We start from the raw sequence: 26288 nt of genomic DNA on the forward strand, positions 1-26288 counted from the left end.
GTTCCTCCCCCAGCTACGGATCGGCACGGATGAGGACGGCGTTGAGCTGGTAGGTCACCTCCCTTGACCGCCGAGTCTTTGGCCGGCTTGTACATGCGGGCGCTCTCCACTGAGCGACCGCCTTGGCCTGGGCGCGCCCGCGCGCTCAGCACCGACCGGGCCGCGTTCTCGGCATCAAGCGGGTCCGTCTTGCCGCGCCGAGGGCGGTCGGCCCGACGAAAGCGCGAAGCGGAGGCTGTGCCGATCAGGCTCGTTCCCCTTCAGGCCGACGGCGTATCGCTAGCCAGCAAGGAGCCGTGCGGACGGTCAGAATCGTGAAGACGCTCTTCCGGCAAGCCCCTATCGAGACATGCCCGGTCAGCCCGAGACCAGCAACGCACCGTACCCGGCCGGTGGTCGATACATCTCAGCTCCTCCCCCGGCCCCCCACCGATCTAGCGGATTCACGCGATGTGCCGAATCAGGGGTGGCTGGCACGGTGTTCTGGAAGGAACACCGGTTCTTCGGTGACCCGGGAGTCCGGTGACCGGATCCGAACCGCTTGCCGATAACGCTTTCAAGGGGCCAGATGTCCGTCGTCCTTTCCACCGCAGAGCTGTCCTCAGCCGACCGTAGCGAGCGCTGGCATGAAGCAGTGTCGCAGACATTTGTACCACTCAATGTTAATATCCTGGAAGAAGATCCGTCACCAGGAAGAATCGTCACCCATCATTTGGGTGCCATGCAGATATCGGACGTCCAGGCCGGCTCTCAAGAGGTGACGCGCAGCAAGCGCCTGATAGCCCGGGATGGCAAAGAATACCTTATACTCACGCTTCAGCGCCGAGGAAGCGCCGTCAAGGAGCAGGACGGGAGGGAGTGCCTGATAGAGCCGGGAAGTTTCTCAATCTCGGATTCTTCTCGCCCTTTCAGGAAGAAAGTCGAAAGCAAGTTCCATTTCACCTCCTTTCATTTCCCTCGAAAGGAGCTTCGCGTGCGGGACGAGGACCTGCACGCGTTGACCGCGAGAGCGTTCTCGAGTCATGACGGAAGTGCCGCACTGGTGGCGACCTATTTCGCGCAGATGGCGCGCGAAGGAGCAGCATTCGACGAAGTCATCAGCCGTCAGTTCGTCGCCACCGGGCTCGACCTGCTGGCGCTCTTCATCAACGAGCAGCGTGGCCGCTTCAGGCCTCAGCCTCCTGAAACCGCCACGGCCATGGTGGTACGAGTGAAGGGTCACATCTTGCAGAACCTCTCCGACCCGGACCTGTCACCCACCACGATCGCCGCCGCTCACTTCATTTCGGTGCGTTACCTGCACAAGCTGTTCCAGCTGGAGGGAACCACCGTCGGCGAGTGGATCCGGGCGGAGCGACTGGAGCGATGCCGTCGGGACCTTCTGCGGTCCCCGGCTCTGGGACTCGGGGTGGCGACCATCGCCCGACGCTGGGGGTTCGTGAGCCCAAGCCATTTCAGCCGTGTTTTCCGTGCCGCTTACGGCGTAGCGCCTCGTGACTGGCAGGCTCACGGCCTGTCCTGTGGGCGACGCACGGACGAGTAACGTTTTCCTGGCGGAACGCCCTCTCGCGGAGCGGCTCGTTACAGAGCCAGCGCCGACCCGCCCTCCCCTCAGCCTGCTCTGACGGCTCCGCTCGTGGCGCCGGCCGTGACATGCCGCTGTGCGACGGCGAGCAGCAGGACTGCGGGGACGGATGCCATGACCGTGGTGGCCATGACGGCGTTCCACTGCTCCGTATGTGCACCGAGGTACTGGTAGATGCCCAGGGTGATTGGCTGAACGGTCGGCGTGGTGGTCAGTGTGAGGGCGAAGAGGAAGTCGCTCCAGGTGAAGAGGAAAGTGAAGACGGCAGCAGTGATCAACGCGTTGGAGCTCAACGGAAGCACCATGGAGCGGAAGACACGGACTCGGCCGGCTCCGTCTACACGGGCAGCTTCGATGATCTCCCTGGGAATGGTTCTCATGAACGAATGCAGGATGATGATGGCGAAGGGGGTTCCGGCGGTGGAGTCGGCGAGGATCAGCCCGACGTGGGAGTTCAGGAGCCCTAGGTCGGTGTAAGCGCTGTAGAGCGCGTTGGCCACGACGATGCTCGGCACCATCTGTGTGATCAGGACACCGAGAAGGACGAGGTTGGTTCCGCGGAGGGAGAACTGAGCCAGCGCGTAAGCCGCCGGCGCAGCCAGCCCGAGGCTGAGAGCCACGCTGCCGAGGGCGATGACGAGGCTGGTGAGTAGGTTGGAGCCCTGATCGCGCAGCGCGATGACGTATCCACTGACGTCCGGGGGGAGGGGGAACAAGTCTCCCCCGAGTAAGTTGCCCGCCGGCTGGAGGGAGGCGTTCACCATCCAGTAGACGGGAAACAGCATCAGTGCGAGCAGGACGATCCCAACGACGGTGGAGGACAGTCGGCCACGGCTCGGTGAGGGCTTCATGGGATCGCCTCTCAGACGGTCAGCGCACGCCGGCTGGCGCGCAGATGGAGGAGGGCGAACGCGAGCGAGAAGACGATGAGCACGTTGCTCAGTACGGCACCGCGCCCGAACTCGAACTGCTGAAAGGACAGCTCGTAGGCCCGCGTGGCGATGGTCTCCGTGGCCCCCGCCGGTCCTCCACCCGTCACCACGAGGATGATGTCCAGCACTTTGACCGTGTAGACGACGCCCAGCACCAGGACGACGCTCACCACAGGCCGCAGCAGCGGCCACGTGACATACCGGAACGACATCACCGGTCCGGCGCCGTCCAGCTTCGCCGCCTCGTACAGGTGCGTGGGAATGTTCAGCAGGCCGCCGTACAGGATCGCGGTGTTGAAGGGGATTCCCACCCAGATGTTGATGAGGATCACCGACACCAACGCCTGCGATGTGCCGGTGAGCCAGGGGACACCCGACGACGACAGGTGGAGGCCGCGCAGCGCCGCATTGACGACTCCCGTGTCAGGGTCGAGCATCCACCTCCACGTCGTTCCGGAGACGACCAGTGGCAGCAGCCACGGCAGCAACAGGAGCGATCGCAGAGCGCGGCTGAGCGGGAAACGATGCTGGAAGAACAGTGCCATGGCCAGGCCGAGTACGAACTGTCCGCAGATCGATCCGACCGTGAACAGGACCGTCGTGATCACGGCCTGGGAGAACAGGTTCGCCGAAAGCACTTTTGAGTAATTCTGCAGTCCCACGAACGGGGCCTCCCCCGTGTAGAACGTGGTGGTCGTGTACTGCTGAAAACTCATCGCGATGTTCTTGACGAGCGGGTATCCGAAGAACAGCAGCAGGTATGCCCCGGCGGGTACGACAAACATCCACTGGGCCAGCCCGAAGCGTGCCCGGGGTGCCCTCCGTGCCCTCGCGTCGACACCACCGTCGTCCCGGCCGGTGCCCGTCCGGAAATTGAGAGACCGGTCAGTCACTAGTCGCGATCTCTTGCGCATGCCTGAGAGCTTCCTCCGGTGTCTGTTCCCCCGTCAGCGCGGACTGGATCGCGGTGTAGATCCCGGTCGCCGCCTTGGGCCACCTGACGCCGAGTTCGCCGGTACGGACGCGTGCTCCTTCCACGCTCTTGACGAAGACGGCCATCGTCGGGTCCTGTTCGGCGTACCGGGCGGCGACCGCGGTGCGGGACGGCACGGTGAAGTGCTGCTCTGCCAGGGTGAGCGTGTTGGGGGCGCTGTTCAGGCATGCGAGGACCTCAGCAGCCTTCTTCTGCCGGTCCTTGGAAGAGCTCTGCGGGACCGTCCACACCTCTCCGCCCAGGGGCGTGACCGGGACCTGTCCCACTCGGGGAACGGGAACGGGGGCCACCCCCCAGTTCATGTTCCTGTCGTTGTTCAGGGCAGCAATCCGCCAGGGCCCGTTGATCATCATCGCCGTCCGGCCGGCGGCGAACTGATCGTGGACGTCGGCCTGTGTCCAGTTCAGCACCGACTTCGACATGGATCCGTTCTTCACCAGGTCGACCCACAGTTGGAGCGCTTGCGCGGCCTGCGGAGTGTCCAACCGCTTCTCGTGCCCGCCGTTGGACCACAGGAAGGGCAGGAACTGCCAGCTGCTTTCAAAGGTGGCACTCGCGTCGACCGCCATGCCGTAGCGCCCCTGCCGGGTCAGCCCGGCGGCCGCCTCCTTCAGTTCGTCCCAGGTTCTCGGCACGGCGACACCGGCCTCGGCGAGCATGTCCTTGCTGTAGAAGAGGGCGACCGTGCTGACGTAGGGGGCCAGCCCGTACACCTTTCCCTCGTACGTGCCCGCCGACAGGATGCCCTCGGCGAAACCGTTGGTGTCGATGCCGTACTGGTCCAGCGGGGTCAACGCGCCGGTCTGGGCGATCTGCTGAAGGTCGGCGTTGTCCAGCATCAAAAGGTCGGGAAGGGTCCGAGACGATGCCTGCCGCAGGACCCTGGGGATGAGGGATGCCGGTGGAACGCTGGTGTGCTCGACCGTGACACCGGCGGTCTTGCCGCACGCGGTGAGCACTTCGTTCCACTGGGTGTGCTCGGACCGCTGAGTGTAGTAATCGAGCACGGTGATGGAGGTGACCTTGCCGGTGGCGGAGCCCGTACCGGCTCCCCCGACGCACCCGGTGGTGGCCAGTACCAAGGCCATGGCCCCGGCCAGGCGGGCGGCGATGCGACGCACGGGCCGTCCAGCCGGTGAGATCATGTGATTGCCTTTGCAGTGGGACGGTGTGCGAGCCGGGGACGGTGTCGCAAGGACTGCGGACTCGTAGGGCGGCGGTCAGGGTGGCCCGAACCGGCGGCTTCTGTTCGAATGCATCTTAAACACCCCGCTGGACCGTGCCGCGGGGCACACTGACGATTGACTGCCGCGCAGGGTTTTCGGCAGCGGTTCCCGAGCCCGCGCAGATGTGTGATCCGCTGTTCGCCATTCAGCGTCTCCGCTCGAGGCCGTCGCCGCCTCGGTCATTGTCCCTGTTCCGCCGCTTCCCGGATCATCGCCACCACGGCATCGGGCTGCGACAGCACAACGGCGTGCGACCCATCCAGCACGTGCTCGTTGGCCGCCATGCGTTGCGCCATGAAGCGCTGGGCGGTGGGATTGAGCATCCGGTCTGCGTTCGCGATGGCGTACCAGGAAGGCATGGCGGCCCATGCGGGCGGACCCGATCGGCTGGTCAGTGCGTTGCAGGCGATCGGGCGTTGCGTCACGGACATCAGCTTCGTGGCTGTGGGCGTCAGATCAGCGGCGTAGACCTGAGGGAACAGCTCCTTGCGGATGTACAGCTCGCTGTCCGGGTCGCCGGGAGTCCGAGTTGGCAGAGCGACGGTGCATGTCGCGTCGGCGACGGGCGCTGGGGCGAATCGGTTCATGATGTCCAGGACGCACTCGCCTGCGTCGAGACCGAACGCTGCGACATAGCACAGAGCCACGACGTTGTCGGCGTCGGCGGCGGCTTGGGTGATGACCGCACCGCCGTAGTCGTGGCCGACCAGAACGACAGGCGTGTCGATGTCCCGCAGCGTGCTCCTGACCGAGGCGGCGTCCTGCGCCAGACCGCGCAGCGGATTCGCCGGAGCCCGAACGGTCAGTCCGTCGGTTTGAAGCAGACTGATGACGCCCGCCCACGACGAGGCGTCCGTGAACGCACCGTGCACGAGCACGATGGTCGGGAGTGAGGAACTGTGTGCGTGCATGCCGGTGGCCTCCGACTGTGTGGGGATGCCCCAGTCGTACGCGTCCAGGCCCGGCACTGCATCGCGTGAACGTACCAATGTATTACTCAGCTGTCGGGCAGGGCCATGACCACGTTGGCCAGCTGCACCCGGGAGTTGATCTCCAGTTTGCGGAAGACGGATGTCAGGTGGGTGTTGACCGTGTGCGGGGAGACCACGAGCAGTTCTGCGGCCGACCGATTGGTGTGGCCCTGAGCGATGAGGCGCGCGATCTTCTTCTCCGAGGCCGTGAGAGAGCCCCATCCCTGCACGGGGCGCTGGACGGGCGCTGTCCTGCCGCCGGCGGCACCAGCGCCCTTCAAAGCCTGGCGGACACGTGCCGCGGCGGCGTGGGCGCCCGACTCGGCGTACGTGTCACGGGCGTGGGTCAGTGCGGCCACAGCCTGCTGCTTCCGGCCCGCCGACAGGAGTGCCCTTCCGAGGTCCGCGGACGCGGCTGCGCGGACCAGCGCGCGGGGGCTGGCGTTGAGCAGTTCCACGGAGCGTTCGAGCATGGCGAGATCGTTCTTCACGAGCCCGAGGGCTTGTGCTGCGATACCCGTGGCGGTCGGCACGGCAGGGTTGCGTCCGGCATGGGCTTCGGCCTGTGCGGCGAGGTCCTCGGCCAGCTCGTGGTCCGCGGCGCTCAAAGCCATGCGTATCGCGGAGTCGACCCAGTCGCGCAGGAGCCGCCAGCGCATGAAGGCTCCTACCTGCTGCACTTGCCGGACTTTGGCGACGGAAAGGCCCGCGTCCCCGTCCGCCTCGGCGTGAACCGCTTCCAGAAAGAGCACGGCGGCGGTGTTACCCGGGTTCGGCTTGGCCGCCAGTCTTTCCCGCGCCGCGCTCAGATGCTCCCGCGCCGCTTCCTGGTCACCTCGCAGGAGCGCGATGCGCGAGCGGATCACGCGTCCGTTCACCTGCTGGACGGGGACCTGCACCTCGTCTTCCAGGTGTTCCATGGTCAGGAAATCGGCGTCGGCGTCGTCGAGCCGGCCGAGGCCGAGATCGTGCTGGCCCTGGGCCCACAGCATCATCGCCTGACGCGGCGCCCCCGCCTGCGTCGCCTGCAGGAGCAGCCGTTGCCCGGTCTCGAAGTCGTCCACGTGCAGGCGGGCGACGATCTCTTCCGGCAGGAAGGCGGGATCGATGGCACTCAACGCGGCGAAACGTTCCAGCGCGAGCGCGTTCTCACCGGCGTTCTGCGCGATCTCACCGAGCCCGGACAGGGCCAGGACGTGTGCCTCCCGGTCACCGATCGCGGTGGCGTCACGCAGTGCGCTCTCGCCGGCCTCGCGCGCTGCGGCCAGATCGTGCTCACGGGACAGGGCAAGGGTACGCAGGGCGGCCAGCCTCGCCGCGATCTCCGGGAGGGCGCCGCCCAGGGCAAGGGCGGCTTCGGTCCGGCGGCGCAGTTCACCGGCGAGGTCCATGCTCCACAGCGTCCCGCCGAGGGCGGCCTGCAGCCGACTGAATACCTCCAGCGGTGGCCGGGCGGCCAGTAGCTCGTCACCCGTGGACAGGGCGTCCCGGCTCCTGCCGGCTCGGGTCAGGACGAGTATCGTCTGCTCACCCACTGCGAACCTCAGCGGCCGTACCGACGGCACCAGGGCCAGGGCACGGGTCATGAGGTCGGCCGCGAGGTCCGGGGTGACCGCCAGTACGTCATCAGCCGCGCGCTGTAGCAGCGCCACGGCTTCCTCGTCTCCGGGCAGGGCACCCCGCAGAACGTGGGGCACCGCGTCGATCGGCTGGTGTCCCGCGGCGACCAGGACACGTGCGGCTTCTCGGTGCAGTGTTTTACGGGCCGACGGCAGAATGTCGGCGTAGACCGCCTGGCGCAGGAGATCATGCCTGAAGGCCAGGCGCTCACCGTCATCGTCGAGGAGCCCCGCGCGCACGGCTTCCTCAAGCGCTGCGATGAGTGTGGCGGGCGCCCGGTCGCAGAGTGCGGCGGCGTCCTGCAAGCCGAAGGTGCGTCCCAAGACCGCGCCCATCTGGAGGAAGCGCAGTGTGTCGGGTTTCATGGACCTGAGTCTGCTGCGGACGCCCACCACGAGTCCCGGGGGCACGAAGTTGTCCGTCGCCTCGGCGGTGCGCAGGCCCGCGAGCATCTCGACGGCCAGAAACGGGTTGCCGCCCGCTCCGTCGAGCAGTTCACGGACCCGCTCGTCGACCGCTGCCCCGAGTGCGTCGTCGGCCAGTTGAGTGATGGCCTCGCCGGTCAGGGGGCCCAGGGGCACGGTGACTGTCGTGCAGCTTCCGGCCGCGGCCGCGACGATCTCCTCTGCCGGGCCCGCAGGCTCCCGTCGCTCGGTCAGTATCCACAGCACCGGCGAGGTTCGCAGACGCGTCGGAAGCTGCTGCAGGGCGAATCGGCTCAGCGGGTCGGCCCATTGCACGTCGTCCAGACCGATCAGTACGGGCACGTCGCCCGCTCTGGCTTCAATCACTTCGGCGAGGCGTTCCACCAGCCAGATCCGCTGGTCGTAATTGCGGGCGAGGTCGGCGAAGACATCGCCGGACAGCAGCGGCTGTTCACCTTGCAGGATGCATGCTGCCAACGACGACAGCGGCACGATGTGATGCAGTTCATCGGCCTTGCCGACGCTGACGGAGAACCCTGTGGCCCTGGCCTGGGCGACGACTTCGGCGAGCAGCGTGGTCTTGCCGATACCGGGTTCGCCCTGAATGAGTGCCATCCCGGCGCTTCCGGCGCGGGCCACAGAGTTGATCAGTGCCTCGAGCTCTGCGAGCTCGGCCTCCCGTCCGCGCAGACCGCTACGGGACAGTGGACCGCCTGCTCCTGCCATCCTCAGAACCCACTCCGTGCGCACCAGCCTGCCGAAGCCGGTCTTCCACCACGCCGACGGCTGGCTTCGTTCTTCCGCAGGCCATGACGTTCGGTCACCCGGCCTCGGGTGACCGCAGTCCCGTCCGAGGCATTCGCCGGCTCCCCGGGCGCGGCGAGAGATCGCGTCCTGCGGCGACCTCTGTCCCCGTCGGCCGGGAACCGGACCGTCTCGATCACAAGGGTCACAGGCACCTCCAGCCGGTCGCGTGTCAAGACCGACGGCCACTGCACAGACTGCCGAGCCGACACCGCATCCAGCCAGGCACACGGGACGCCTCACGCCGTCGCCACGATGACTGCAGAGCGACTGCAGGCATGCGTTGTGCGGTGGACACTTGTCTCTCCGTGCACTCTAGCTGTTCCCTGTGCGCACCCGGACGGCTGCACCACCATGGTCTCTCCGTTAGCGTCCAGGCAGCGTGAGAGACGACGGAGCCGAGCTCGGACACGGTGTCCCGGCCGAGGACCGGCATGACCTGTACCGCCATGTCGACTGTGAAGGGTTGGCGTGCATCATGTCGGACGCAGCGGCCAAGAGCGCGATCGGCAGACCCGGTATGGGAGGGGCCGTTCCGTGACCTGCGCCTGACCGCGACCATGCTCATCGTGATGGGCATCGTCCTGGGTGTCGCGGACCGCCGCGCCGCGAGCGACGAGCGCGGCGGTCGCCACCGCTCCCCCGTCCAGCGCAAGACCCTCTACGATCTCAACGCCAAGGACGGCCTCATCTACGGCCTGTGCCAGGCCATGGCGCTGCGCCCCCGGCGTATCCCGCTCCGGAGCCACCACCAGCGGAGGTCTCTTCATGGGCTACACCCGCGAGGCCGCCGCCCGCTCCTGCTTCCTGCTCGCCATCCCCGCCGTCCTCGCCTCCGGCATCTTCGAACTCAAGGATGCCCCTGAGGAGGGCGACATCGCCTGGGGTCCGACCTGGCTGGCCACCGTCATCGCCTTCGCGGTCGGCTATGCCGTCATCGCCTGGTTCATGAGGTTCATCGAAACGAAGAGCTTCATGCCCTTCGTGTACTACCGCATCGCTCTCGGTGTCGTGATCATCGCTTTCGTGACATTCGGCGTGCTCAGCCCACACGCCGCGGAATCGGCCGGGTGACACGGGCCGTCCGCTCCGACGTCCACGGCCACCCGCGGCACCGTGGAACTCGCGCGGTCGTCCGCACACTCCCCACGTGGGCTGTCGCCCGCTTCAGAGGCCGCCCGGTGTGTCCAGGCCCGTCAGGGCGCCCACCGGGTCGAGGTCGGGGGTGCCGCGGGGCCACCAGTCCTCGCGACCCGGTTCCGATTCGTAGGCGTACCACAGGCCGGTGCGGCCGAGGCGCAGTTGGACATGACCCTGGGGGTGGGTGAGGCGGTTGCGCCAGGGCCGGAAGGCGGGGAGGTCGGCGGCCAGGAGCAGGGGGCGGGCGCGGTCGAAGCGGCCGGCCGGCGGATCCCAGGATTCCTCCAGGGCGTTGAGGCCCTCCAGGCCGCCCTGGCGCCAGGCCGCCACCGCGCGCGCCAGCTCGGTCGTCGTGCGGCCGGCGGCCGAGGCGAGTGAGGTGTACAGCGCGCGGCTGCCGGCGGTGAGCCCGGAGCCGGGGCGGGCCGCGGCGAGACGGACGGCGTCCTGCCAGAACGTCAGCCCGCCGACCGGGTCCCGGCCCGTGGTCAGCAGGGCGTGGGCGCGGGCGGCGGCATCGGTGGCCAGCTGGTCCAGGGCGAAGGGGTCCGGGCCGCCGGGGGCGGCCGGGTAGGCCGGGGGCTGCTCGGGGTGCGGGGGCGCGGGCAGCGGCGCCGGGAGGGGCGGGAGAGAACGCGGGGTCAGCGCCTCACCGGCCCGGACGCCGGGCAGCGGTTCCGGCCCCTTGTCCTGTGCGGCGCGTGCCGCGCGGGCGGCGCTCAGCCGGGACAGGGCGTCCAGCAGCTCGCGTTCGCCCCGGCCGCGCAGCAGGAGCAGGACGAAGGGGTCGGCGTCGAGCAGGCGTGCCGTCTGGTAGCAGAGGGCGGCGGCGTGCTTGCAGGGGTGCCCGGAGTCGGGGCAGCTGCACTGCGGGGCGAGGTCGCCGGGGCCCGGGAGCAGCGGGACCCCGCAGTCCGCCAGGGAGTGGGGCAACTCCTTGTCCAGCAGGGCCGCGATGTGCCCGGGTCGCTCGGCGGCCGCGTCCAGGAAGCGCTCCCAGTCGGCGTCGTCGAGCGTGCGCAGCCGTACCTGCACACGGTACGGGCGGGGTCGGCTCCCCTGCACGTACGCCAGAACGAGCCCGGGCGTCACGGTGATGGCGTCGACGTGGCCCCGCCCGGCGTACCCACGACCACGGGCCAGCCGCTGCGGGTCGAGCGCGCCCTCCTCCAACGCGGTCACCCACGCGTTCCCCCACCACGTCTCGGCGATGCCCGAGTCCTCCCCCGACCGGGGCGGGAACGCGGGGAACGTACGACGCAGCTCGCCGTCGCGCCCGGGGGCGGCCATGGAGCGGGGTGCACGAGGGGGCGCGGGCTCGGCCTTCGATGCGTGCCGGTGGGGGACGGCCGGGGACTGCCGACGGGGGGTCGCGGACCGGGGCGGGTGCGACGGGCTCGACGGGCGCCCGGGCAACGGGGCTGCGAGGGGCGGGTCCGCCGGGGACTCGGCTTCGGGCGACGGATCCGCACCATGCGCCGAGGCCGCCGCGGAGGACGCACCCGCCGTACGCACCGGAGCGGGTGAGGAGAACGGGTCCACAGCACGCGCCGGACCGACTGAGGAGGACGGGTCCACAGCACGCGCCGGACCCGCTGCGGAGGACGCACCCTCAGCATGCGTGGGGACCGTCGCCGACGACGCACCCTCAACGCCCGCCGGAACCGCTGCCGACGACGAACCCTCAACACGCGCCGGACCCCCTGCCGACAACGCACCCTCAGCCGACGTCGAACCCGCCACAGATGACGCACCGTCAACGCCCACCGGACCCGCAGCAGAGGACACGCCCTCAACATGTGCCGGACCCGCCGCCGACCACACACCCTCAGCACCCGTCGAACCCGCCACGGACGACGCACCCCCAGCGCCCACCGGACCCGCCGCAGACGACCCGCCCTCAACACGCGCCGGACCAGCCAAGGACGACGCACCCTCAACGCCCGCCGAAGTGACTGAGGGAGCCTGCTCGACGGCGGGGATATCCGCTGCCGAGTCCGTGTCGGAGGGCAACCGGAAGGCGTCCGCGAGCAGTTCCCCGAGCTCGCGGACACGGGCGTCGGCGACGCGTGTGCCGGCGCGCGGCGAGGACGAGGTGCGGGCAGGCCGCCGAGCACCACCGGCCTGCCTCCCGGCGGAGTCCGTCCGCGGCTGCCGCGCCTCCTGACGAGCGGCCCGCAGCGCCTCGCGCGCCACGTCCGCGGGACGAGCCCCGCGTCCGTCGCCGATACCGGGTCGGCGCGTCGAGGAGCGGGCCGGACTCGCGGCCGGGTCCGGGCCGGCACCGGACGCCGGGCCGGGACCGGACGCCGGGCCGGGACCGGACGCCGGGCCGGGACCGGACGCCGGGGAGGGACCGGACGCCGGGCCGGGACCGGACGCTGAGGAGGGACCGGACGCCGGGCCGGGACCGGACGCCGGGCCGGGACCGGACGCTGAGGAGGGACCGGACGCCGGGGAGGGACCGGACGCCGGGGAGGGAGCCTGGGTCGGCTCGGAGCTGAGGCCGGAACGGGGCGGTCCCACTTCCGGGATGCCCGCCGCCCCTCCCCCGGCCCGGTCCACGAGCCCGTCGACCGCGCCGGACCCGGCCGTCGAGGACGGACCGGACACGTCGCCGGAACGGGCCGATTCCCCTCCCGGGGCGTCGGGTCGACCCGGCGACGACGGGTCGTCCCCGGCCCCGTCGGCGTCCGTCGGGTGGTCCGGCGCCTCCTCGGCCGTACCGCCCCCGGCCGCCGCGCGCCTGGCGGTCACCGCACGCCGCAGCGCCGCGCGTGCCACGTCGCCGGGGCGCGGCTCGGTGCGCCCGTCCGGCTCCCCCGCCGGTTCGCGCACCGTGGGCGCGGCGTCCGGCTCCGCGGCCGGCTCGGGCGTCGCGCCACCGCGCCCCCGTGCCGCGCGCAGGGCGCGGCGGGCCTCGTCGGCGGGGCGGGCGGTCATGACGGCCTCCGCAGGGACACCAGGTCGGACAGCTCACGGTCCGTCAGTTCGGTCAGGGCCGACTCGCCGGCACCGAGGACGGCGTCGGCCAGGGCTCGCTTGGACTGGAGCATCTCGGCGATGCGGTCCTCGACCGTGCCCTCGGTGATGAGCCGGTGGACCTGGACGGGCTGGGTCTGGCCGATGCGGTAGGCACGGTCGGTGGCCTGTTCCTCGACGGCCGGGTTCCACCAGCGGTCGAAGTGCACGACGTGGCCCGCGCGCGTCAGGTTCAGTCCGGTGCCGGCGGCCTTGAGGGAGAGGACGAGGACGGGGGTCGCCCCGCTCTGGAACCGGTCCACCATGCGCTCGCGCTCCGGCACCGGCGTACCGCCGTGCAGGAGGTCCACCGGGACGGCACGGACGGCCAGGTGGGAAGCGATGAGGCGGGCCATCCCCACGTACTGCGTGAAGACGAGCGCCGAGCCGTCCTCGGCGAGCAGTGTGTCCAGCAGTTCGTCCAGGAGGGCGAGCTTGCCCGAACGGGCGGCCAGGCGGTCGCCGGCGCCCGGCGGGTGCTCCTCCTTCAGGAACAGCGAGGGGTGGTCGCAGATCTGCTTCAGCGAGGTCAGGAGCTTGAGCACCAGGCCCCGGCGGGCCATGCCCTCGGCCGTCTCGATGGCGGCCATCGACTCGCGCACCACCGCCTCGTACAGCGCGGCCTGTTCGCGGGTGAGCGGGACCGGGTGGTCCGTCTCGGTCTTCGGCGGCAGCTCCGGGACGATGCCGGGGTCCGATTTCCGGCGGCGCAGCAGGAAGGGCCGGACGAGTCGGGCCAGGCGCTCGACGGCCTCCTCGTCCTCGCCGGTCTCCACCGCGCGGGCGTGCCGGGCGCGGAAGGACTTGAGGGAGCCGAGCAGCCCGGGGGTCGTCCAGTCGAGCAGGGCCCAGAGCTCGGAGAGGTTGTTCTCCACCGGTGTGCCGGTCAGGGCGACGCGCGCGGGGGACGGGATCGTGCGCAGCGCCCTGGCCGTCGCGGAGTACGGGTTCTTGACGTGCTGGGCCTCGTCGGCGACGACCATGCCCCAGCGCTGCTCGGCGAGCGTCGCGGCGGCCGACCGCATCGTGCCGTACGTGGTGAGGACGAAGCCGCCGGTGAGGCCGGCCAGGGTGCGGTCGGGGCCGTGGAAGCGGCGGACGGGGACGCCGGGCGCGAACCGGGTGATCTCCCGCTGCCAGTTGCCCAGCAGCGAGGCGGGGCAGACGACCAGGGTCGGTTCGGTGCGGGCCCGCTTCAGGTGCAGGGCGATGACGGTGACCGTCTTGCCGAGGCCCATGTCGTCGGCGAGGCAGCCACCGAGACCGAGCGAGGTCATGAGGTCGAGCCAGGCCAGGCCGCGGAGCTGGTAGTCGCGGAGGGTGGCGTGCAGGCCGGGCGGGTGCTCGGCGGGCCGGACACCCGCCGTCAGCCGGTCGCGCAGCGCGGCCAGCGCGCCCACCGGCACCACCTCGACGGTCTCGCCGTCCGCCTCGGTGCTGCCGGCGAGGGCGACGGACAGGGCGTCGACCGGGTCGAGCAGGCCCAGGTCGCGTTTGCGGGCCCGGCGGACGAGGGACGGGTCGACCAGCACCCACCGGTCCCGGAGCCGGACGACCGGGCGGTGGGCCTCGGCGAGGGTGTCCATCTCGGCCTCGGTGAGCGGGTCGCCGCCGATCGCCAGCTGCCAGCGGAACTGCAGCAGGTCCCCGCTCTCGAAGAAGCCCGTGCCGTCGGTGGCCGAACCGGGCGCGGGCCGGACCACGGCGGTCGCGGTGAGGTCCTGGGCCAGATCGCGCGGCCAGTGCACGGCGACACCGGCGGCGGCGAGCCGGGTGGCCGCCACGCCGAGCAGGTCGGTGACCTCGTCCTCGGACAGGCTGAGCACGTCGGGCACGTCCTGCTCGGTGAGCCGGTCGAGCGGCGGCCAGACCCGGGCCGCGCGCCGCACCGCGAGGGCCGCGTCCACGCGCGCGCGGGGACCGAACGCCGCGTCCGCCGTGCCCGACCACAGGTCCGCCGCGTCGGCCACGAGGGTGGGGTCGGCGAGGCTGTGCACCTGCACGAGCGCCGCTCCCGCACTGCGCACGGGGTCGGCGCCGTCCCCGTCGAACAGGTCGTACGCCGACAGGTCCAGGCGGAGCGAGATCCGCACGCCCGCGTCCATGCCGGCGGCGACCTCCGCGGCCCAGTCGTGGGCGTCGGGCAGGCGCTGGGCGTCGCGCGCGGCGAAGGGCCGGCCCGCGGCGTGGGGCGCGGCCGGGGTGCGGGGCAGGGTGTCGGCGACCGCGTCCAGGAAGGACCGCATCAGCGCTTCAGGTTCCGGCAGCCGGATCGGGCCCGGCCCATCCAGGGGGACCGCGTGGCCCTCCGGGGGCAGGGCGGCGGCCACCGCGCGCAGGTGCGCGATGTCGTCGGGGTCCAGGGGGCCTGCCCGCCAGGCGTCGTGCCCCGTCGCGGTCAGGCCGGGCAGCAGCCGGCCGCGCGCGGTGAGCCGCAGGGCGTGCAGGGCGGCGGCGCCCCAGCAGGCGGTGGCCGGGTGGGCGGCCGGATCGTGCCGGGCGCTCACCAGCAGGGGCAGCGCCTCGTCGAGCGGCAGCGACAGCGCGGGTGTGGTCCTGCGCCGCACTCCGGCCCCGTGCCTGCGGACCACGGTCAGCTCCGTGTGCCCGGCCGTGTCGGCCCCGGACCGGGGAGCGGCTTGTGCCGGCTGTCCGGCGGAGGCGGTCCCGTCGGCGGGAGCGGGGGTGAGGGACCCGCCCTCGGGGTCCCAGAAGGCGATCCGCCCGTCCCGGGGCAGGGGCGCGGGCAGGAAGACGGCGGCGAGCCGGACGGGGACGGGCGGACGGGACCGCCCCGGCTGCGCCGGCTCGCCCGCGCGCTCGGCCACCGGGGCCACCACGGCCATGTCGCTCATACGTCCTGTCACCTCCCGCCCGTGTGTCGGATCAGACGTCTTCGACTCTACGGGCGGGGTCTGACAATCGGCCCCGGCGCCGGCCGGCCCGGGCGGTCCGGCCGCGCGAGGCGTGGCCGGCCGGCCTCCTGCGCGGTCCTGTTGTGGATGGCGCTGCGCCATGACTCGACGGCGTACCCGACCTGCTCCGGGCTCGCTCCGTCGAACACGTGGTGCAGCCGTGAGTCGAGATGGCCGAGGGCGCCCAGGCTGCCGGCCACGACGAGCAGGCGGCCGCCCGGGTGCAGGACGGGGCCGAAGGAACGCAGGATCGCGTGCGTCGCGACATGGGAGACGTCGATGAACTCATCCGTCCGCTCCGCCTGCGACTCCTCGGGCAGCAAGCGGGCGACGGCGTTGGTGCGCGGGGGCACACGGGATCAGGGCACCGTGCGGGAGACGACGTACACCATCGGGTAGTCCGGATCGTTCAGGTCGACGACGATGTCCTGCGTGGGTGCCGGGTTCTTCTGCTCGTGGACCAGTCCCCACCAGGGGCCGGACCCGCCGAGGTCCCAGCCGGTGACCCGCTGGTCGCGCTCGCTGATGACGATCTTGTCGCGTTCCAGGTCTTCGCGGCCGACGCCCACGCCCGCCAGGAAGGCGTCGAGACCGGCGCCCGTGGTCTCGAACTGGACGTAGAGGCGGCTGGTCTTCCAGTTGTTCGTCTCGTAGTACGCGACCTCGTCGGACGGGACCGGGACGGGCACCTCGTAGATGCGTCGCTGGAGCTTGGACGGCCAGCCCTCGGTCAGACCGGTCGCCGCGTACTTCGCCTCCTTGTCCCTGCCGCTGTCGCGGCTCTGGTTGGCGGAGATCACGAGGTAGCCGGCCGGGACACCGATCAGCAGCACGATGATGATCAGCGTCAGCGTCCGGCGGCGGATCATGTGGCGGCGGTCCTCGGCCGGACGCCCGGGACGGTCCGGGCTCTCGGGCCGGTGCGGCAGGGTGTCCGTCACAGCGACTCCCGGGCCGTACGGCGGGCCTGCGCGTACCGTTCGTAGCGCTCGTACCTCTCCACCCGGCGCCGCTTGGCGCGCCGGAACCGGCGGGCGACCAGCCGGGCCAGGTCGGCGGCGCCCACCATGCCGGCCTCGGGGCCGAGCTGGGCGCGGACGATGCGGGCCTCGGGCCGGTAGCCGCGGCCGGTGAGCTGGCGCTTGAAGGCGTCCCGCGCGGGCCCGATCAGCAGGTCGTCGGCCGCGCTGACCCCGCCGCCGATGACGAAGCAGGACGGGTCCAGGGCCGCCGCGAGGTTGGCGATGCCGACGCCGAGCCACTGCCCGATGTCCTGGAGCAGCTCGATGCACATGGCGTCGCCCTCACGGGCCAGCTCGGTGATCATCGGGCCGGTGATGTCGGACACGTTGCCCTTGACGTGCTCGATGATCCCGTAGGCCACCGGCGAGTCGGCGGCGGCCAGCTCACGGGCCTCCCTGACCAGGGCGTTGCCGGAGCTGTACTGCTCCCAGCAGCCGCGGTTGCCGCACGGGCACCGGTGGCCGCCGGGGACGACCTGCATGTGGCCGAACTCGCCGGCGACGCCGTACTTGCCCCGCTTGACCTGGCCGTCCTCCAGGATGGCGCCGCCGATCCCGGTGCCGAGGGTGATCATGACGAGATGGTCCTCGCCGCGGCCGGCGCCGAAGCGCCACTCGGCCCAGGCGGCGGTGTTCGCGTCGTTGTCGACCAGGACGGGCACGGACAGCCGGCCGGAGATGCGGTCCCGCAGGGGTTCGTTGCGCCAGGACAGGTGGGGGGCGAACAGCACCCGGTTGCGGTCGGCGTCGACCCAGCCAGCCGCGCCGATGCCGACGGCGTGCACGTCGTGCCGGTCGGACAGGTCCAGCACCAGTTCGACGATGGTGTCCTCGACCACCTTGGGGCTCTTGGACTTGTCGGGGGTCTCCGTGCGGAGCTTCTCCAGGATGTTGCCGTCGGCGTCGACGACGCCCGCCATCACCTTCGTGCCGCCGATGTCGATGCCGACGGTCGGCACGCGGGGTGCCGTGAGGTGCGAGCGGCGTTCCCTCGTGCCCACGGTCCGCAGGACCGGGGCGCGGCGGGAGCCGATGGGGGCGGTGAAGTCGCGGTAGGTGCTCATCGGGTGCGATTCTGCCGCACGGGTGCGCCGGATGCGGTACGGGGCAGCGGCGGGGTGGTGCGGATCATTGCCGGGTGCAGGTGCGTCTCGGTTACTCGTGCCCACGCGGCGGAGCCGCACATTCACACAGCGCCGCTGCCCTGGGTGCGCTGCAGTTCATGGCGTAGGTCGTCGAGCTCGTTTCCGCCCGCCATCTGGCGCGTCAGCTCGTCCAGCGTGATCTCGTCCCGTTCGTGGTTGCCCACCATCGTGCCCCGCTTCAGGAGGACGAAGCGGTCGCCCACCAGGTACGCGTGGTGCGGGTTGTGGGTGATCAGAACGACACCCAGGCCCTGGTCCCGTGCCGCCGCCACATACTTCAGGACCACGCCGGACTGCTTCACGCCCAGTGCCGCCGTCGGCTCGTCCAGCACCAGGACCTTGGCGCCGAAGTACACCGCGCGGGCGATCGCCACGCACTGGCGTTCGCCGCCGGAGAGGGTGCCGATGGGCTGGTCGACGTCACGCAGGTCGATGCCCATGCGGAGCAGTTCGGCATGGGTGGTGCGGCGCATGAGGTCGACGTCCATGCGCTTGAACGGGCCGGCGCCCTTGCGCGGCTCGGAACCGAGGAAGAAGTTGCGCCACACCGGCATGAGCGGGACGACGGCCAGGTCCTGGTAGACGGTGGCGATGCCCCGGTCCAGTGCCTCGCGCGGGGAGGACAGACGGGTGTCCTCGCCCTCCAGGGCCAGCGTGCCGCCGTCGTGCTGGTGCAGCCCGGCAATGATCTTGATGAGGGTCGACTTGCCGGCGCCGTTGTCGCCCAGCACGCAGGTGATCTCGCCCGCGTGCACCTCCAGGGAGACGCCTTCGAGGGCGCGGACGTTGCCGTAGTGCTTGCTGACGTCGGACAGCTCCACGAGCGCCGTACGGCTTTCGGTCTGCGTCACTTGGTGGCCTCCGCGCGCTTGCGGACCCAGGCGTTGAGCAGGGTCGCGAGGAGCAGCATCGCTCCGAGGAAGAACTTGAACCAGTCGGGGTTCCACTCGGCGAAGACGATGCCCTTGCTTGTCATGCCGAAGATGAACGCGCCGACCGCCGAGCCGACGGCACTGCCGTAGCCGCCGGTGATCAGGCAGCCGCCGATGACGGCGGCGATGATGTAGATCAGCTCGTTGCCGACGCCCTCGCCGGACTGGACGACGTCGTAGGAGAAGAGCAGGTGCTGGCCCGCGATCCAGGCGCCGAAGGCGACGCCCATGTAGAGGCCGATCTTGGTCTTGGTGACCGGGACGCCGACCGCGCGGGCCGCGTCCTGGTTGCCGCCGACCGCGAAGATCCAGTTGCCGGCGCGGGTGCGCAGCAGGATCCAGCTGGCGACGGCGACCAGGGCGAGCCACCACAGGATGGTGATCTTGAAGCCGACGCCGCCGATCGTGAGCGTCGAGGCGAAGACGTCGCGGGCGGAGGGGAAGCCCTCCATGTCGGCGATCGTCTTGGTGGAGACGGTGCCGTCGATCAGCTTGGTGAAGCCGAGGTTCATGCCGGTCAGCATGAGGAAGGTGCCGAGCGTGATGATGAAGCTCGGCAGTTTCGTGCGGGTGAGCATGAAGCCGTTGAAGGCGCCGACGGCCAGCGTGACCAGGAGCGAGACGCCGACGCCGACCCAGACGTTGGCGGTCATCTGGTAGCTGAACATCGACGACACCAGGGCCGACGAGGTGACCATGACGCCCGCGGAGAGGTCAAACTCGCCGCCGATCATCAGCAGGGCGACGGGGACGGCCATGATGCCGATCGTGGAGGACGCGTAGAGCACCGTGCTGATGCTGGAGGCGCGCAGGAAGCTGTCGGCCGCGAAGGCGAAGAAGACGAAGACGGCGATCGCGCCGACCACCGAGCCCAGCTCGGGGCGCCCCAGGAGCTTCCGCAGCGGCGACGTCTGCAGAATCCTTTCGTCGGCAACCGTTCCCTCGGTGGCGCTCATCGGGTGCCCCGCTTCGTGTAGTCCGCCAGCGCGGCGGCGTCGTCCTTGGTGATGATCTGCGGTCCGGTGAGCACCGGCCGGCCGCCGCCGAGGACGTCGGCGTTGTACTTGTACAGCCACAGCAGGTCGACCGCCTGGTAGCCCTGCAGGTAGGGCTGCTGGTCGACGGCGAAGCCGAGGGTGCCGTCCTGGAGTCCGGCGGCCACCTTGGCGTTCAGGTCGAAGGTGTCGATCTCGGCCTTGCTGCCCGAGCCCTGCTTGGCCTTGACGGCGGTGTCGGCGTAGGGGGCGCCGAGGGTGACGACGGCGTCGAGGGCCTTGTCGGTCTGGAGCTTGGCCTCGATGGCGGACTGCACGTCCGGCATGCTCGTGCCGTTGACGTACAGCCGCTCCAGCTTCCCGTCGAAGGTCTTGTCCACGCCGTCGCAGCGCTGCTCGTGACCGACGTTGCCCTGCTCGTGCAGGACGCAGATCGCCTTCTTGCGGCCCCGCTCGTTCAGCTCATCGCCGACCGCCTCGCCGGCGATCGTCTCGTCCTGGCCGATGTGGGTGAGCGCGCCGAACTCCTTGGACTCCTCGGAGCCGGAGTTCACGGTGATCACCGGGATCCCCGCCTTCAGGGCGCGGGCGACGGCGGTCTTCATGGCGTCCGGCTTGGCGAGCGTGACGATGATCCCGTCGACCTTCTTGTCGACCGCGGCGTCCACGAGCTGCGCCTGCTGCTGGGCCTCGTCGTCGTGGGAGTACAGGAAGTTGATGTTGTCCTTGACGGCGGCCTGCTCGGCGCCGCTCTGGACGATGTCCCAGAAGGTGTCGCCATCACCGGAGTGAGTGATCATCGCGAACGTCCAGCGGGGCGTGTTCACCGCCGCCTTCCCCTGGGCCGCCGCGGCCTTGCGGGCGTCCTCGGCGCGCTTGCCGCCGGTGCTGCTGCATCCGGCGAGGGACACCGACAGTGCTCCTGCCAGCGCGATGCCTACCCAGGTCCGAAACCGTGCCACGAGGCCGTGCCCTTCTTGCCGTGTCCTGCTGCGTCTAGCTGTGCGTTCGGTGTGGTTCTTCCGTACGCAGGGGCTGATGACCTCACCAGACCCAAACGCCCCATTGTCCGACACGGAAGTCGATCACGTGCCGTCGGGGAGCAGGAGTCGGTCACATTGTCCGGACATTGCGACTAATGCGGACGGCCGGGCGGCCGGGGACGGTCAGGACCGGACGAGCAGCTGGAACTCGAAGGAGTAGCGGGACGGCCGGTAGGTGTGGGTGCCGAACTCCACGGCCCGGCCGGTGTCGTCGAACGTCGTCCGCTGCATGGTGAGCAGGGGGGCGCCCTCGCCCTCGTCCTCGCCGAGCCGCTCGGCCTCGGCCGCGCTGGCGGCACGGGCGCCGATGGACTGCCGGGCGCTGTGCAGCGTGATCCCGGCGGCGCGCATCAGCCGGTAGAGGCCGGTGGTCTCCAGTTGCTCCGTGTCCAGGTCGATCAGGCCGGGGGGCAGGTAGTTGCACAGGTACGCCATCGGCTCCCCGTGCGCGAGCCGCAGCCGCTCCACCCGGTGCACGTCGCTGCCCTCCTCCACCCCGAGCGCGGCGGCGACCTCGGCGCTCGCCGGGACGACCGTGTTGACCAGGACCTTCGTGGCCGGGCGCTGCCCCGCGGCCTCCAGGTCGTCGTAGAGACTGCTGAGCTCCAGCGGGCGCTTGACCTGGCTGTGCACGACCTGGGTGCCGACCCCGCGGCGGCGCACGAGCAGGCCCTTGTCGACGAGCGACTGGATGGCCTGGCGCACGGTGGGCCGGGACAGCCCGAGCCGCGCGGCCAGCTCGATCTCGTTGCCCAGCAGGCTGCCGGGGGTCAGCGCTCCGTGCTCGATGGCCGCCTCCAGCTGCTGCGACAGCTGGAAGTACAGCGGCACCGGGCTGCTGCGGTCCACCCTGAGATCGAGGGACACGGTCGGGTCCGTTTCTGGTTTCGGCACGGGCCCGAGCGTAGCTCCGTGAGCTGTTGACGGGAAGTTGTGTAGTTCGGTTGTCCGGACATACGCATTGACAGTGCGCGGGGGGTGCACCCACTTTGTTTCCATGCGCATCGGGGTCATCGGTACGGGCCGCATCGGCACCGTTCACGCCAACACGCTCAGCCGCCACCGCGACGTGGGATCCCTGATCCTCACGGACGCGGACGGGGCGCGGGCCCAGGAGCTGGCCCACCGGCTGGGCGAGACGGCGGCGCCGGGGGTGGACGAGATCTTCCGGTGGGGCGTGGACGCCGTGGTGATCACCACGGCGACCTCCGCGCACGCCGAACTGATCGGCCGGGCGGCGCGTTCGGGGCTGCCGGTGTTCTGCGAGAAGCCGATAGCGCTGGACCTGCCCGGCACCTTGCACGCGATCGCCGAGGTGGAGGCGGCCGGGACGATTCTGCAGATGGGGTTCCAGCGCCGCTTCGACGCGGGATACACCGGCGCCCGTGAGGCGGTGCGCTCCGGACGGCTGGGCCGGCTGCACACCGTCCGGGCGGTGACGAGCGACCAGGCGCCGCCGCCCGCCGCGTATCTGCCGCAGTCCGGCGGGCTGTACCGGGACACGCTGATCCACGACTTCGACATCCTGCGCTGGGTGACCGGGCGGGAGGTCGTCGACGTGTACGCCGCGGGGTCGGACGCCGGGCCGGGGATGTTCCGCGCCGCGGGCGACGTCGACACGGGCGCGGCGCTGCTCACCCTGGACGACGGCACGCTCGCCACGGTGACCGCGACGCGGCTGAACGGCGCCGGGTACGACGTCCGCATGGAGCTGGCCGGCGAGCTGGACCAGATCGTCGTCGGTCTGGACGACCGTACGCCGATCGCGTCGACCGAACCGACGGGGCCGCCCGCCGCCGACAGACCCTGGACCGGTTTCCTCGAGCGCTTCGGGCCTTCCTACGAGGCGGAGCTGATCGCGTTCATCGAGGTCGTGCGCGGCGAGCGGCCCAACCCGTGCGACGGGCGCGAGGCGCTGCAGGCGCTGCGGATCGCCGAGGCGTGCGAGGTGTCGCGGCGCAACCGCAGGCCGGTGCGGCTGGCGGAGATCCCGGGGGCCGCCGAGTCCGTGCCGGGGTGAGCGGGCGGCCGCGGCTCACCAGCGCACCGGCAGGCTGCGCACCCCCCGCATCAGCATGCCCGGCAGCCAGTCGCCGGGGGGACCGTCGAGGGCGAGGCCGGGAGCGCGTTCCACCAGGGACCGGATCGCCGTACGGGCCTCCAGGCGGGCCAGCGGGGCACCCAGGCAGTAGTGGACGCCGTGACCGAAGGCGAGGTGGCCGCGGGTGTCGCGGCGGATGTCGAAGCGGTCCGGGTCGGGGTAGCGGTCCGGGTCGCGGTCGGCGGCGGTGAGGCCGATCATCACCGAGTCGCCCCGCGCGATGGGGGTGCCGCCGATCTCCAGGGGCTCGGCGGCGTAGCGGAACGTCGCGTTCTCCACCGGGCCGTCCCAGCGCAGCGCCTCCTCCACCGCCCCGTCGATCAGGCTCATGTCGGCGCGCAGGGCTGCGAGCTGACCGGGATGGGTGAGCAGGGCGAGGACGCCGGTGGTGATGAGGTTGACCGTCGTCTCGTGGCCCGCGATCAGCAGCACGAAGGCCATGCCGCGCAGCTCCTCGGGGGAGAGCCGGTCACCGTCCTCGGCGGTCGTGCGGATCAGGTCGCTCAGGAGATCTCCGCCCGGCCCGGCGCACCGCTTGTCCTCGATCAGGTCGGTGAGGTACCCGGCGAGTTCGACGACGGCGTCGTACTCGCTGTCCGCGCCTGTCGGCGCGACCACTTCCGTGGAGATCTTCCGGAACTCGGCGCGGTCCATCTCGGGCACGCCGAGCAGCTCGCAGATCACGGTGATCGGCAGGGGGTACGCGAGGGACTCCACGAGGTCCGCTCGGGACCGTGACAGCATCGCGTCGAGCAGGTCGTCGGTGATTTCCCGGATCCTCGGCCGCAGCTCCTCGACCCGGCGCACGGTGAAGGCGCGCGAGACGAGGGAGCGCAGCCGGGTGTGCCGGGGCGGGTCGGTGATCAGCAGGTACTTCCCGATCAGCTCCTCGTCCAGGAACGTCATGCCGACCCCGCCGGGGTCCTTGGCCAGGCGCGGGTCGGCCAGGGCCGCGCGGGCCTCCTCGTGGCCGACCACGAGCCAGGCCTCGTGCCGTGGGTCCGACGTCGGCGGGCGCACCCGGTGCACCGGGCCCCGGTCGCGCAGCCGGGCGTAGACCGGGTGCGGGTCACGCCGGAAGTCGTCGCCGAACTCTCCCAGGTCGATCACGTCCGTCATCGTGCCCCCGTCCAAGTGAACGTCCGTACGATCCTCGACGCACGGACCGCGTACCGGCCGCCCGCTGACCTCGATGAGGACCGCGTACACGGAGAACGCTCACCGCCCCGGGTCAGTGCCCGTCCTCCTGATGTTCCTCCAGAAGACCCGCGTCGTACGCCAACAGGGCGATCTGCACCCGGTTGTTGAGGCCGAGCCTGGCGAGGATGCGCGAGACGTGGGTCTTGACGGTGGCGACGCTCATGAACAGCGCCGCCGCGATCTCGGCGTTGGCCAGGCCGCCGCCGACCGCGACGGCGACCTCGCGCTCGCGGTCGTTGAGGGCGGCGATGCGCTCACGCGCGCGCGTGCGCCGGGTGTCGGCGGAGGTGCCGGCGGCGTGCTCCATCAGCCGGCGGGTCACGGTGGGGGACAGAACGGGGTCGCCGGACGCGACCTTGCGCACCGCGTCGACGATCTCGGCGGGCGGGGTGTCCTTAAGTACGAATCCCGCGGCGCCCGCGCGCAGGGCCCGCAGCACCTCCTCGTCGGCGTGGAAGGTGGTGAGCACCACGACCTGCGGGGCCTCGGGGCGCCCCCGCAGCCGCTCGGTGGCCGTCAGGCCGTCCACCGACGGCATGCGGATGTCCATGAGGACGACGTCCGGACGGGTGCGGTCGACGAGTGCCTCGACCTCGTCGCCGTCGGCGGCCTCGCCGACGATCTCGATGTCGTCGGCGCCGCCCATCATGAGGGACAGCCCGGCCCGCACCAGCGGGTCGTCGTCGACGAGGAGCACTCTGATCGCGGTCATGGGGCTTACGTAACCACGACCGGCGGACGCAGCGCTGCCCCAAGGCGGGGTGAGGAGAGTGGATACGGTCGCGCTGGATCTGTCGCCGGGGCGCACGGAACGCCTCACGGCCGAACTGGCCGCCGCGCGGGACTGATCCCCGCACGGCCACGGGGACGATCCTGCACACCCGCCCCCACACGGCCACCAACACGCACACCGAACGGCGCCAGTCGGCGGGCACCGTCGTTTTCGTGATGCGGCACCCCGGCCCGCGATGACGCGCGCGCCACCACGGGCGGGCGCGTTCACGCCCACGGCAGCCGTGCCCGTACCTCGAAGCCGCCGTCGGCCGTGGGGCCGTGCGCCAGAGTGCCCCCCGCGAGTATGGCGCGCTCGGTGAGTCCGATCAGGCCCTGCCCGGAGCCGGGGACGTGCGGTACGTCGCCGGCGGGCGGGGCGTTGCGCACGGTCACGGCGAGGCCGTCGCCGGCAGCGCCGGTGACGGAGACCGTGACGTCCATACCGGGGGCGTGCTTGCGGGCGTTGGTCAGGGCCTCCTGCACGATGCGGTAGGCGGTGCGGCCGACGGAGGCGGGGACCGCCCCGGGGTCGGTGACGCGGCCCTCGAGAGCGACCTTCATGCCGGCCTGCCGTGACTCGGCGACCAGCGCGTCGAGGGCCGCGAGCGTCGGCTGGGGCCGGCCGGCGTCGTCGGAGTCGGCCGCCCGCAGGACGCCGATGATCTCCCGCAGGTCCTGCAGGGCCTCGTGCGCGCTCTCACGGATGACGCCCGCCGCCCGCGCCACCTCCTCGCGGGGAGCGTCGGGCCGGAACTCCAGGGCGCCCGCGTGCACGCTCAGCAGTGTCAGCCGGTGCGCCAGGACGTCGTGCATCTCCCGGGCGATGGCCTCGCGGGCGAGCCGCTGCGCCTGCTCGGCCCGCAGCCGCGCCTCCGCCTCGGCGTGCCGTGCCCGGTCGCGCAGGCTGAGCAGCAGCTGCCGCCGGGACCTGGCGAGCATGCCCCACCCTCCCACCGCGGCGGTGAGCAGCACGCCGAAGAGGACCGCACCGGCGTACGGCAGCCCGGGCTCGGGGCGCAGCCAGTAGTAGACCGGCTGCAGCGCCGCGCTCGCGCCGCCCACCCACGCCACGTACCGGAAGGGCCGGTGCACGGCGAGGGTGAAGAGGGAGACCAGGACGGCGCCGCCCGCGGTGGCCGAGACGAACCCGACGGGCACCATCGCCACCGCGAGCCCGACCGGCCACCGGCGCCGGAGCCAGACGGCGGCGCAGGCGAGGGCGCCGATCAGCTGGTCGATGCCCTCCATCACCCGCGGAAGGTCCCGTTCCTGCTCGAGCGTGTCCGCGGCCACGAGGCCGATGAGCACGGCGAGCAGGAAGCAGCTGAAGTCGACGATCCAGTCGCGTGCGGTGCGCCGGGGCCGCTGCCCGGAGGGATCGGCCGCCGGGTCGAGCTGCTCGATCACCGCCGAGGGAAGCATCCAGCGCCGCTCCGGGAACGC

At 71.2% G+C, this 26288-nt stretch carries 18 protein-coding genes and 2 pseudogenes; 3 read left to right on the top strand and 17 right to left on the bottom strand.

What is annotated here, in order from left to right:
• The first annotated feature begins 568 nt into the window (after positions 1-568).
• Positions 569-1543 carry an AraC-like ligand-binding domain-containing protein gene (locus IE260_RS01890; RefSeq protein ID WP_189868633.1) on the top strand — a complete coding sequence of 325 codons (975 nt, stop codon included), beginning with the start codon at positions 569-571 and terminating at the stop codon, positions 1541-1543.
• A gap of 68 nt (positions 1544-1611) precedes the next feature.
• Here IE260_RS01890 and IE260_RS01895 read toward each other — a convergent pair whose 3' ends face one another.
• From IE260_RS01895 to IE260_RS01915, 5 genes are all read right to left on the bottom strand, one after another.
• Positions 1612-2436: a carbohydrate ABC transporter permease gene (locus IE260_RS01895; RefSeq protein WP_189868634.1), complete on the bottom strand. Its 825-nt coding sequence runs from the start codon at positions 2434-2436 to the stop codon at positions 1612-1614.
• Between the two features lie 11 nt (positions 2437-2447).
• Positions 2448-3302, bottom strand: a complete 855-nt coding sequence (locus tag IE260_RS01900) for a carbohydrate ABC transporter permease (protein ID WP_229880336.1) — start codon at positions 3300-3302, stop codon at positions 2448-2450.
• 100 nt (positions 3303-3402) lie between these two features.
• On the bottom strand, positions 3403-4656 hold the full coding sequence (locus IE260_RS01905) for an ABC transporter substrate-binding protein (RefSeq protein ID WP_189868636.1): 1254 nt from the start codon (positions 4654-4656) through the stop codon (positions 3403-3405).
• A gap of 260 nt (positions 4657-4916) precedes the next feature.
• Positions 4917-5705 carry an alpha/beta hydrolase gene (locus tag IE260_RS01910; RefSeq protein WP_229880338.1) on the bottom strand — a complete coding sequence of 263 codons (789 nt, stop codon included), beginning with the start codon at positions 5703-5705 and terminating at the stop codon, positions 4917-4919.
• Positions 5706-5734: 29 nt separating this feature from the next.
• A complete protein-coding gene (locus IE260_RS01915; RefSeq protein ID WP_189868707.1) occupies positions 5735-8479 on the bottom strand; it encodes a helix-turn-helix transcriptional regulator in 2745 nt (914 codons plus the stop codon).
• 602 nt (positions 8480-9081) lie between these two features.
• On the opposite strand from IE260_RS01915, the pseudogene IE260_RS01920 reads away from it, so the two are divergent.
• Positions 9082-9631, top strand: a pseudogene (locus IE260_RS01920) (undecaprenyl-diphosphate phosphatase); the annotation flags it as partial.
• A 93-nt stretch (positions 9632-9724) separates the two neighbouring features.
• On the opposite strand, the gene IE260_RS41415 reads toward IE260_RS01920, so the two are convergent.
• The 9 genes and pseudogenes from IE260_RS41415 to IE260_RS01965 all read right to left on the bottom strand — a co-directional run bounded on the left by IE260_RS41415 (position 9725) and on the right by IE260_RS01965 (position 21637).
• A complete protein-coding gene (locus IE260_RS41415) occupies positions 9725-11926 on the bottom strand; it encodes an SWIM zinc finger family protein (protein ID WP_229880362.1) in 2202 nt (733 codons plus the stop codon).
• Between the two features lie 710 nt (positions 11927-12636).
• On the bottom strand, positions 12637-15573 hold the full coding sequence (locus tag IE260_RS01930; RefSeq protein ID WP_189868638.1) for an SCO1167/SCO6262 family helicase: 2937 nt from the start codon (positions 15571-15573) through the stop codon (positions 12637-12639).
• 113 nt (positions 15574-15686) lie between these two features.
• Positions 15687-15974, bottom strand: a pseudogene (locus tag IE260_RS01935) (carbonyl reductase); the annotation flags it as partial.
• An 18-nt stretch (positions 15975-15992) separates the two neighbouring features.
• Positions 15993-16574, bottom strand: a complete 582-nt coding sequence (locus IE260_RS01940; protein WP_189868639.1) for a sugar kinase — start codon at positions 16572-16574, stop codon at positions 15993-15995.
• Entirely contained in the window at positions 16571-17719 is a 1149-nt protein-coding gene (locus IE260_RS01945; protein WP_189868640.1) for an ROK family glucokinase, read from the bottom strand. Before IE260_RS01945 ends, IE260_RS01940 begins: the two co-directional genes overlap by 4 nt.
• Before the next feature lie 122 nt (positions 17720-17841).
• Entirely contained in the window at positions 17842-18651 is an 810-nt protein-coding gene (locus IE260_RS01950) for an ATP-binding cassette domain-containing protein (protein WP_189868641.1), read from the bottom strand.
• Positions 18648-19688, bottom strand: coding sequence for an ABC transporter permease (locus IE260_RS01955; RefSeq protein ID WP_189868642.1), 1041 nt, complete (start codon positions 19686-19688; stop codon positions 18648-18650). The genes IE260_RS01950 and IE260_RS01955 overlap by 4 nt, the downstream gene beginning before the upstream one ends.
• Complete coding sequence (locus tag IE260_RS01960; protein ID WP_189868643.1) at positions 19685-20689, bottom strand: sugar ABC transporter substrate-binding protein; 1005 nt, start codon at positions 20687-20689, stop codon at positions 19685-19687. The genes IE260_RS01955 and IE260_RS01960 overlap by 4 nt, the downstream gene beginning before the upstream one ends.
• Positions 20690-20893: 204 nt before the next feature.
• Entirely contained in the window at positions 20894-21637 is a 744-nt protein-coding gene (locus tag IE260_RS01965) for a GntR family transcriptional regulator (protein WP_189868708.1), read from the bottom strand.
• A gap of 130 nt (positions 21638-21767) precedes the next feature.
• Between IE260_RS01965 and IE260_RS01970 the strand changes: the two genes are divergently transcribed.
• Positions 21768-22790, top strand: coding sequence for a Gfo/Idh/MocA family protein (locus IE260_RS01970; RefSeq protein ID WP_189868644.1), 1023 nt, complete (start codon positions 21768-21770; stop codon positions 22788-22790).
• Positions 22791-22805: 15 nt separating this feature from the next.
• On the opposite strand, the gene IE260_RS01975 is transcribed toward IE260_RS01970, so the two are convergent.
• From IE260_RS01975 to IE260_RS01985, 3 genes are all read right to left on the bottom strand, one after another.
• Entirely contained in the window at positions 22806-23990 is a 1185-nt protein-coding gene (locus tag IE260_RS01975; RefSeq protein WP_189868645.1) for a cytochrome P450 family protein, read from the bottom strand.
• A gap of 112 nt (positions 23991-24102) precedes the next feature.
• The gene (locus IE260_RS01980; RefSeq protein ID WP_189868646.1) at positions 24103-24783 is read right to left on the bottom strand and encodes a response regulator transcription factor; all 681 of its coding nucleotides are present in this window, start codon (positions 24781-24783) and stop codon (positions 24103-24105) included.
• Between the two features lie 287 nt (positions 24784-25070).
• Positions 25071-26267: a sensor histidine kinase gene (locus IE260_RS01985; RefSeq protein ID WP_189868709.1), complete on the bottom strand. Its 1197-nt coding sequence runs from the start codon at positions 26265-26267 to the stop codon at positions 25071-25073.
• Positions 26268-26288 lie beyond the last annotated feature (21 nt).

Origin of the sequence: Streptomyces viridiviolaceus, assembly GCF_014650995.1 — a bacterium.
GTDB lineage: Bacteria > Actinomycetota > Actinomycetes > Streptomycetales > Streptomycetaceae > Streptomyces > Streptomyces viridiviolaceus.

Bases quoted from the DNA above. Each gene is read 5' to 3' on its own strand.
- IE260_RS01970 (WP_189868644.1), top strand. From the start codon at position 21,768: ATGCGCATCGGGGTCATCGGTACGGGCCGCATCGGCACCGTTCACGCC.
- IE260_RS01980 (WP_189868646.1), bottom strand. From the start codon at position 24,783: ATGACCGCGATCAGAGTGCTCCTCGTCGACGACGACCCGCTGGTGCGG.
- IE260_RS01895 (WP_189868634.1), bottom strand. From the start codon at position 2,436: ATGAAGCCCTCACCGAGCCGTGGCCGACTGTCCTCCACCGTCGTTGGG.
- IE260_RS01915 (WP_189868707.1), bottom strand. From the start codon at position 8,479: ATGGCAGGAGCAGGCGGTCCACTGTCCCGTAGCGGTCTGCGCGGACGG.
- IE260_RS01955 (WP_189868642.1), bottom strand. From the start codon at position 19,688: ATGAGCGCCACCGAGGGAACGGTTGCCGACGAAAGGATTCTGCAGACG.
- IE260_RS01905 (WP_189868636.1), bottom strand. From the start codon at position 4,656: ATGATCTCACCGGCTGGACGGCCCGTGCGTCGCATCGCCGCCCGCCTG.
- IE260_RS01985 (WP_189868709.1), bottom strand. From the start codon at position 26,267: ATGCTTCCCTCGGCGGTGATCGAGCAGCTCGACCCGGCGGCCGATCCC.
- IE260_RS01945 (WP_189868640.1), bottom strand. From the start codon at position 17,719: ATGAGCACCTACCGCGACTTCACCGCCCCCATCGGCTCCCGCCGCGCC.
- IE260_RS01890 (WP_189868633.1), top strand. From the start codon at position 569: ATGTCCGTCGTCCTTTCCACCGCAGAGCTGTCCTCAGCCGACCGTAGC.
- IE260_RS01900 (WP_229880336.1), bottom strand. From the start codon at position 3,302: ATGTTTGTCGTACCCGCCGGGGCATACCTGCTGCTGTTCTTCGGATAC.
- IE260_RS01930 (WP_189868638.1), bottom strand. From the start codon at position 15,573: ATGAGCGACATGGCCGTGGTGGCCCCGGTGGCCGAGCGCGCGGGCGAG.
- IE260_RS01975 (WP_189868645.1), bottom strand. From the start codon at position 23,990: ATGACGGACGTGATCGACCTGGGAGAGTTCGGCGACGACTTCCGGCGT.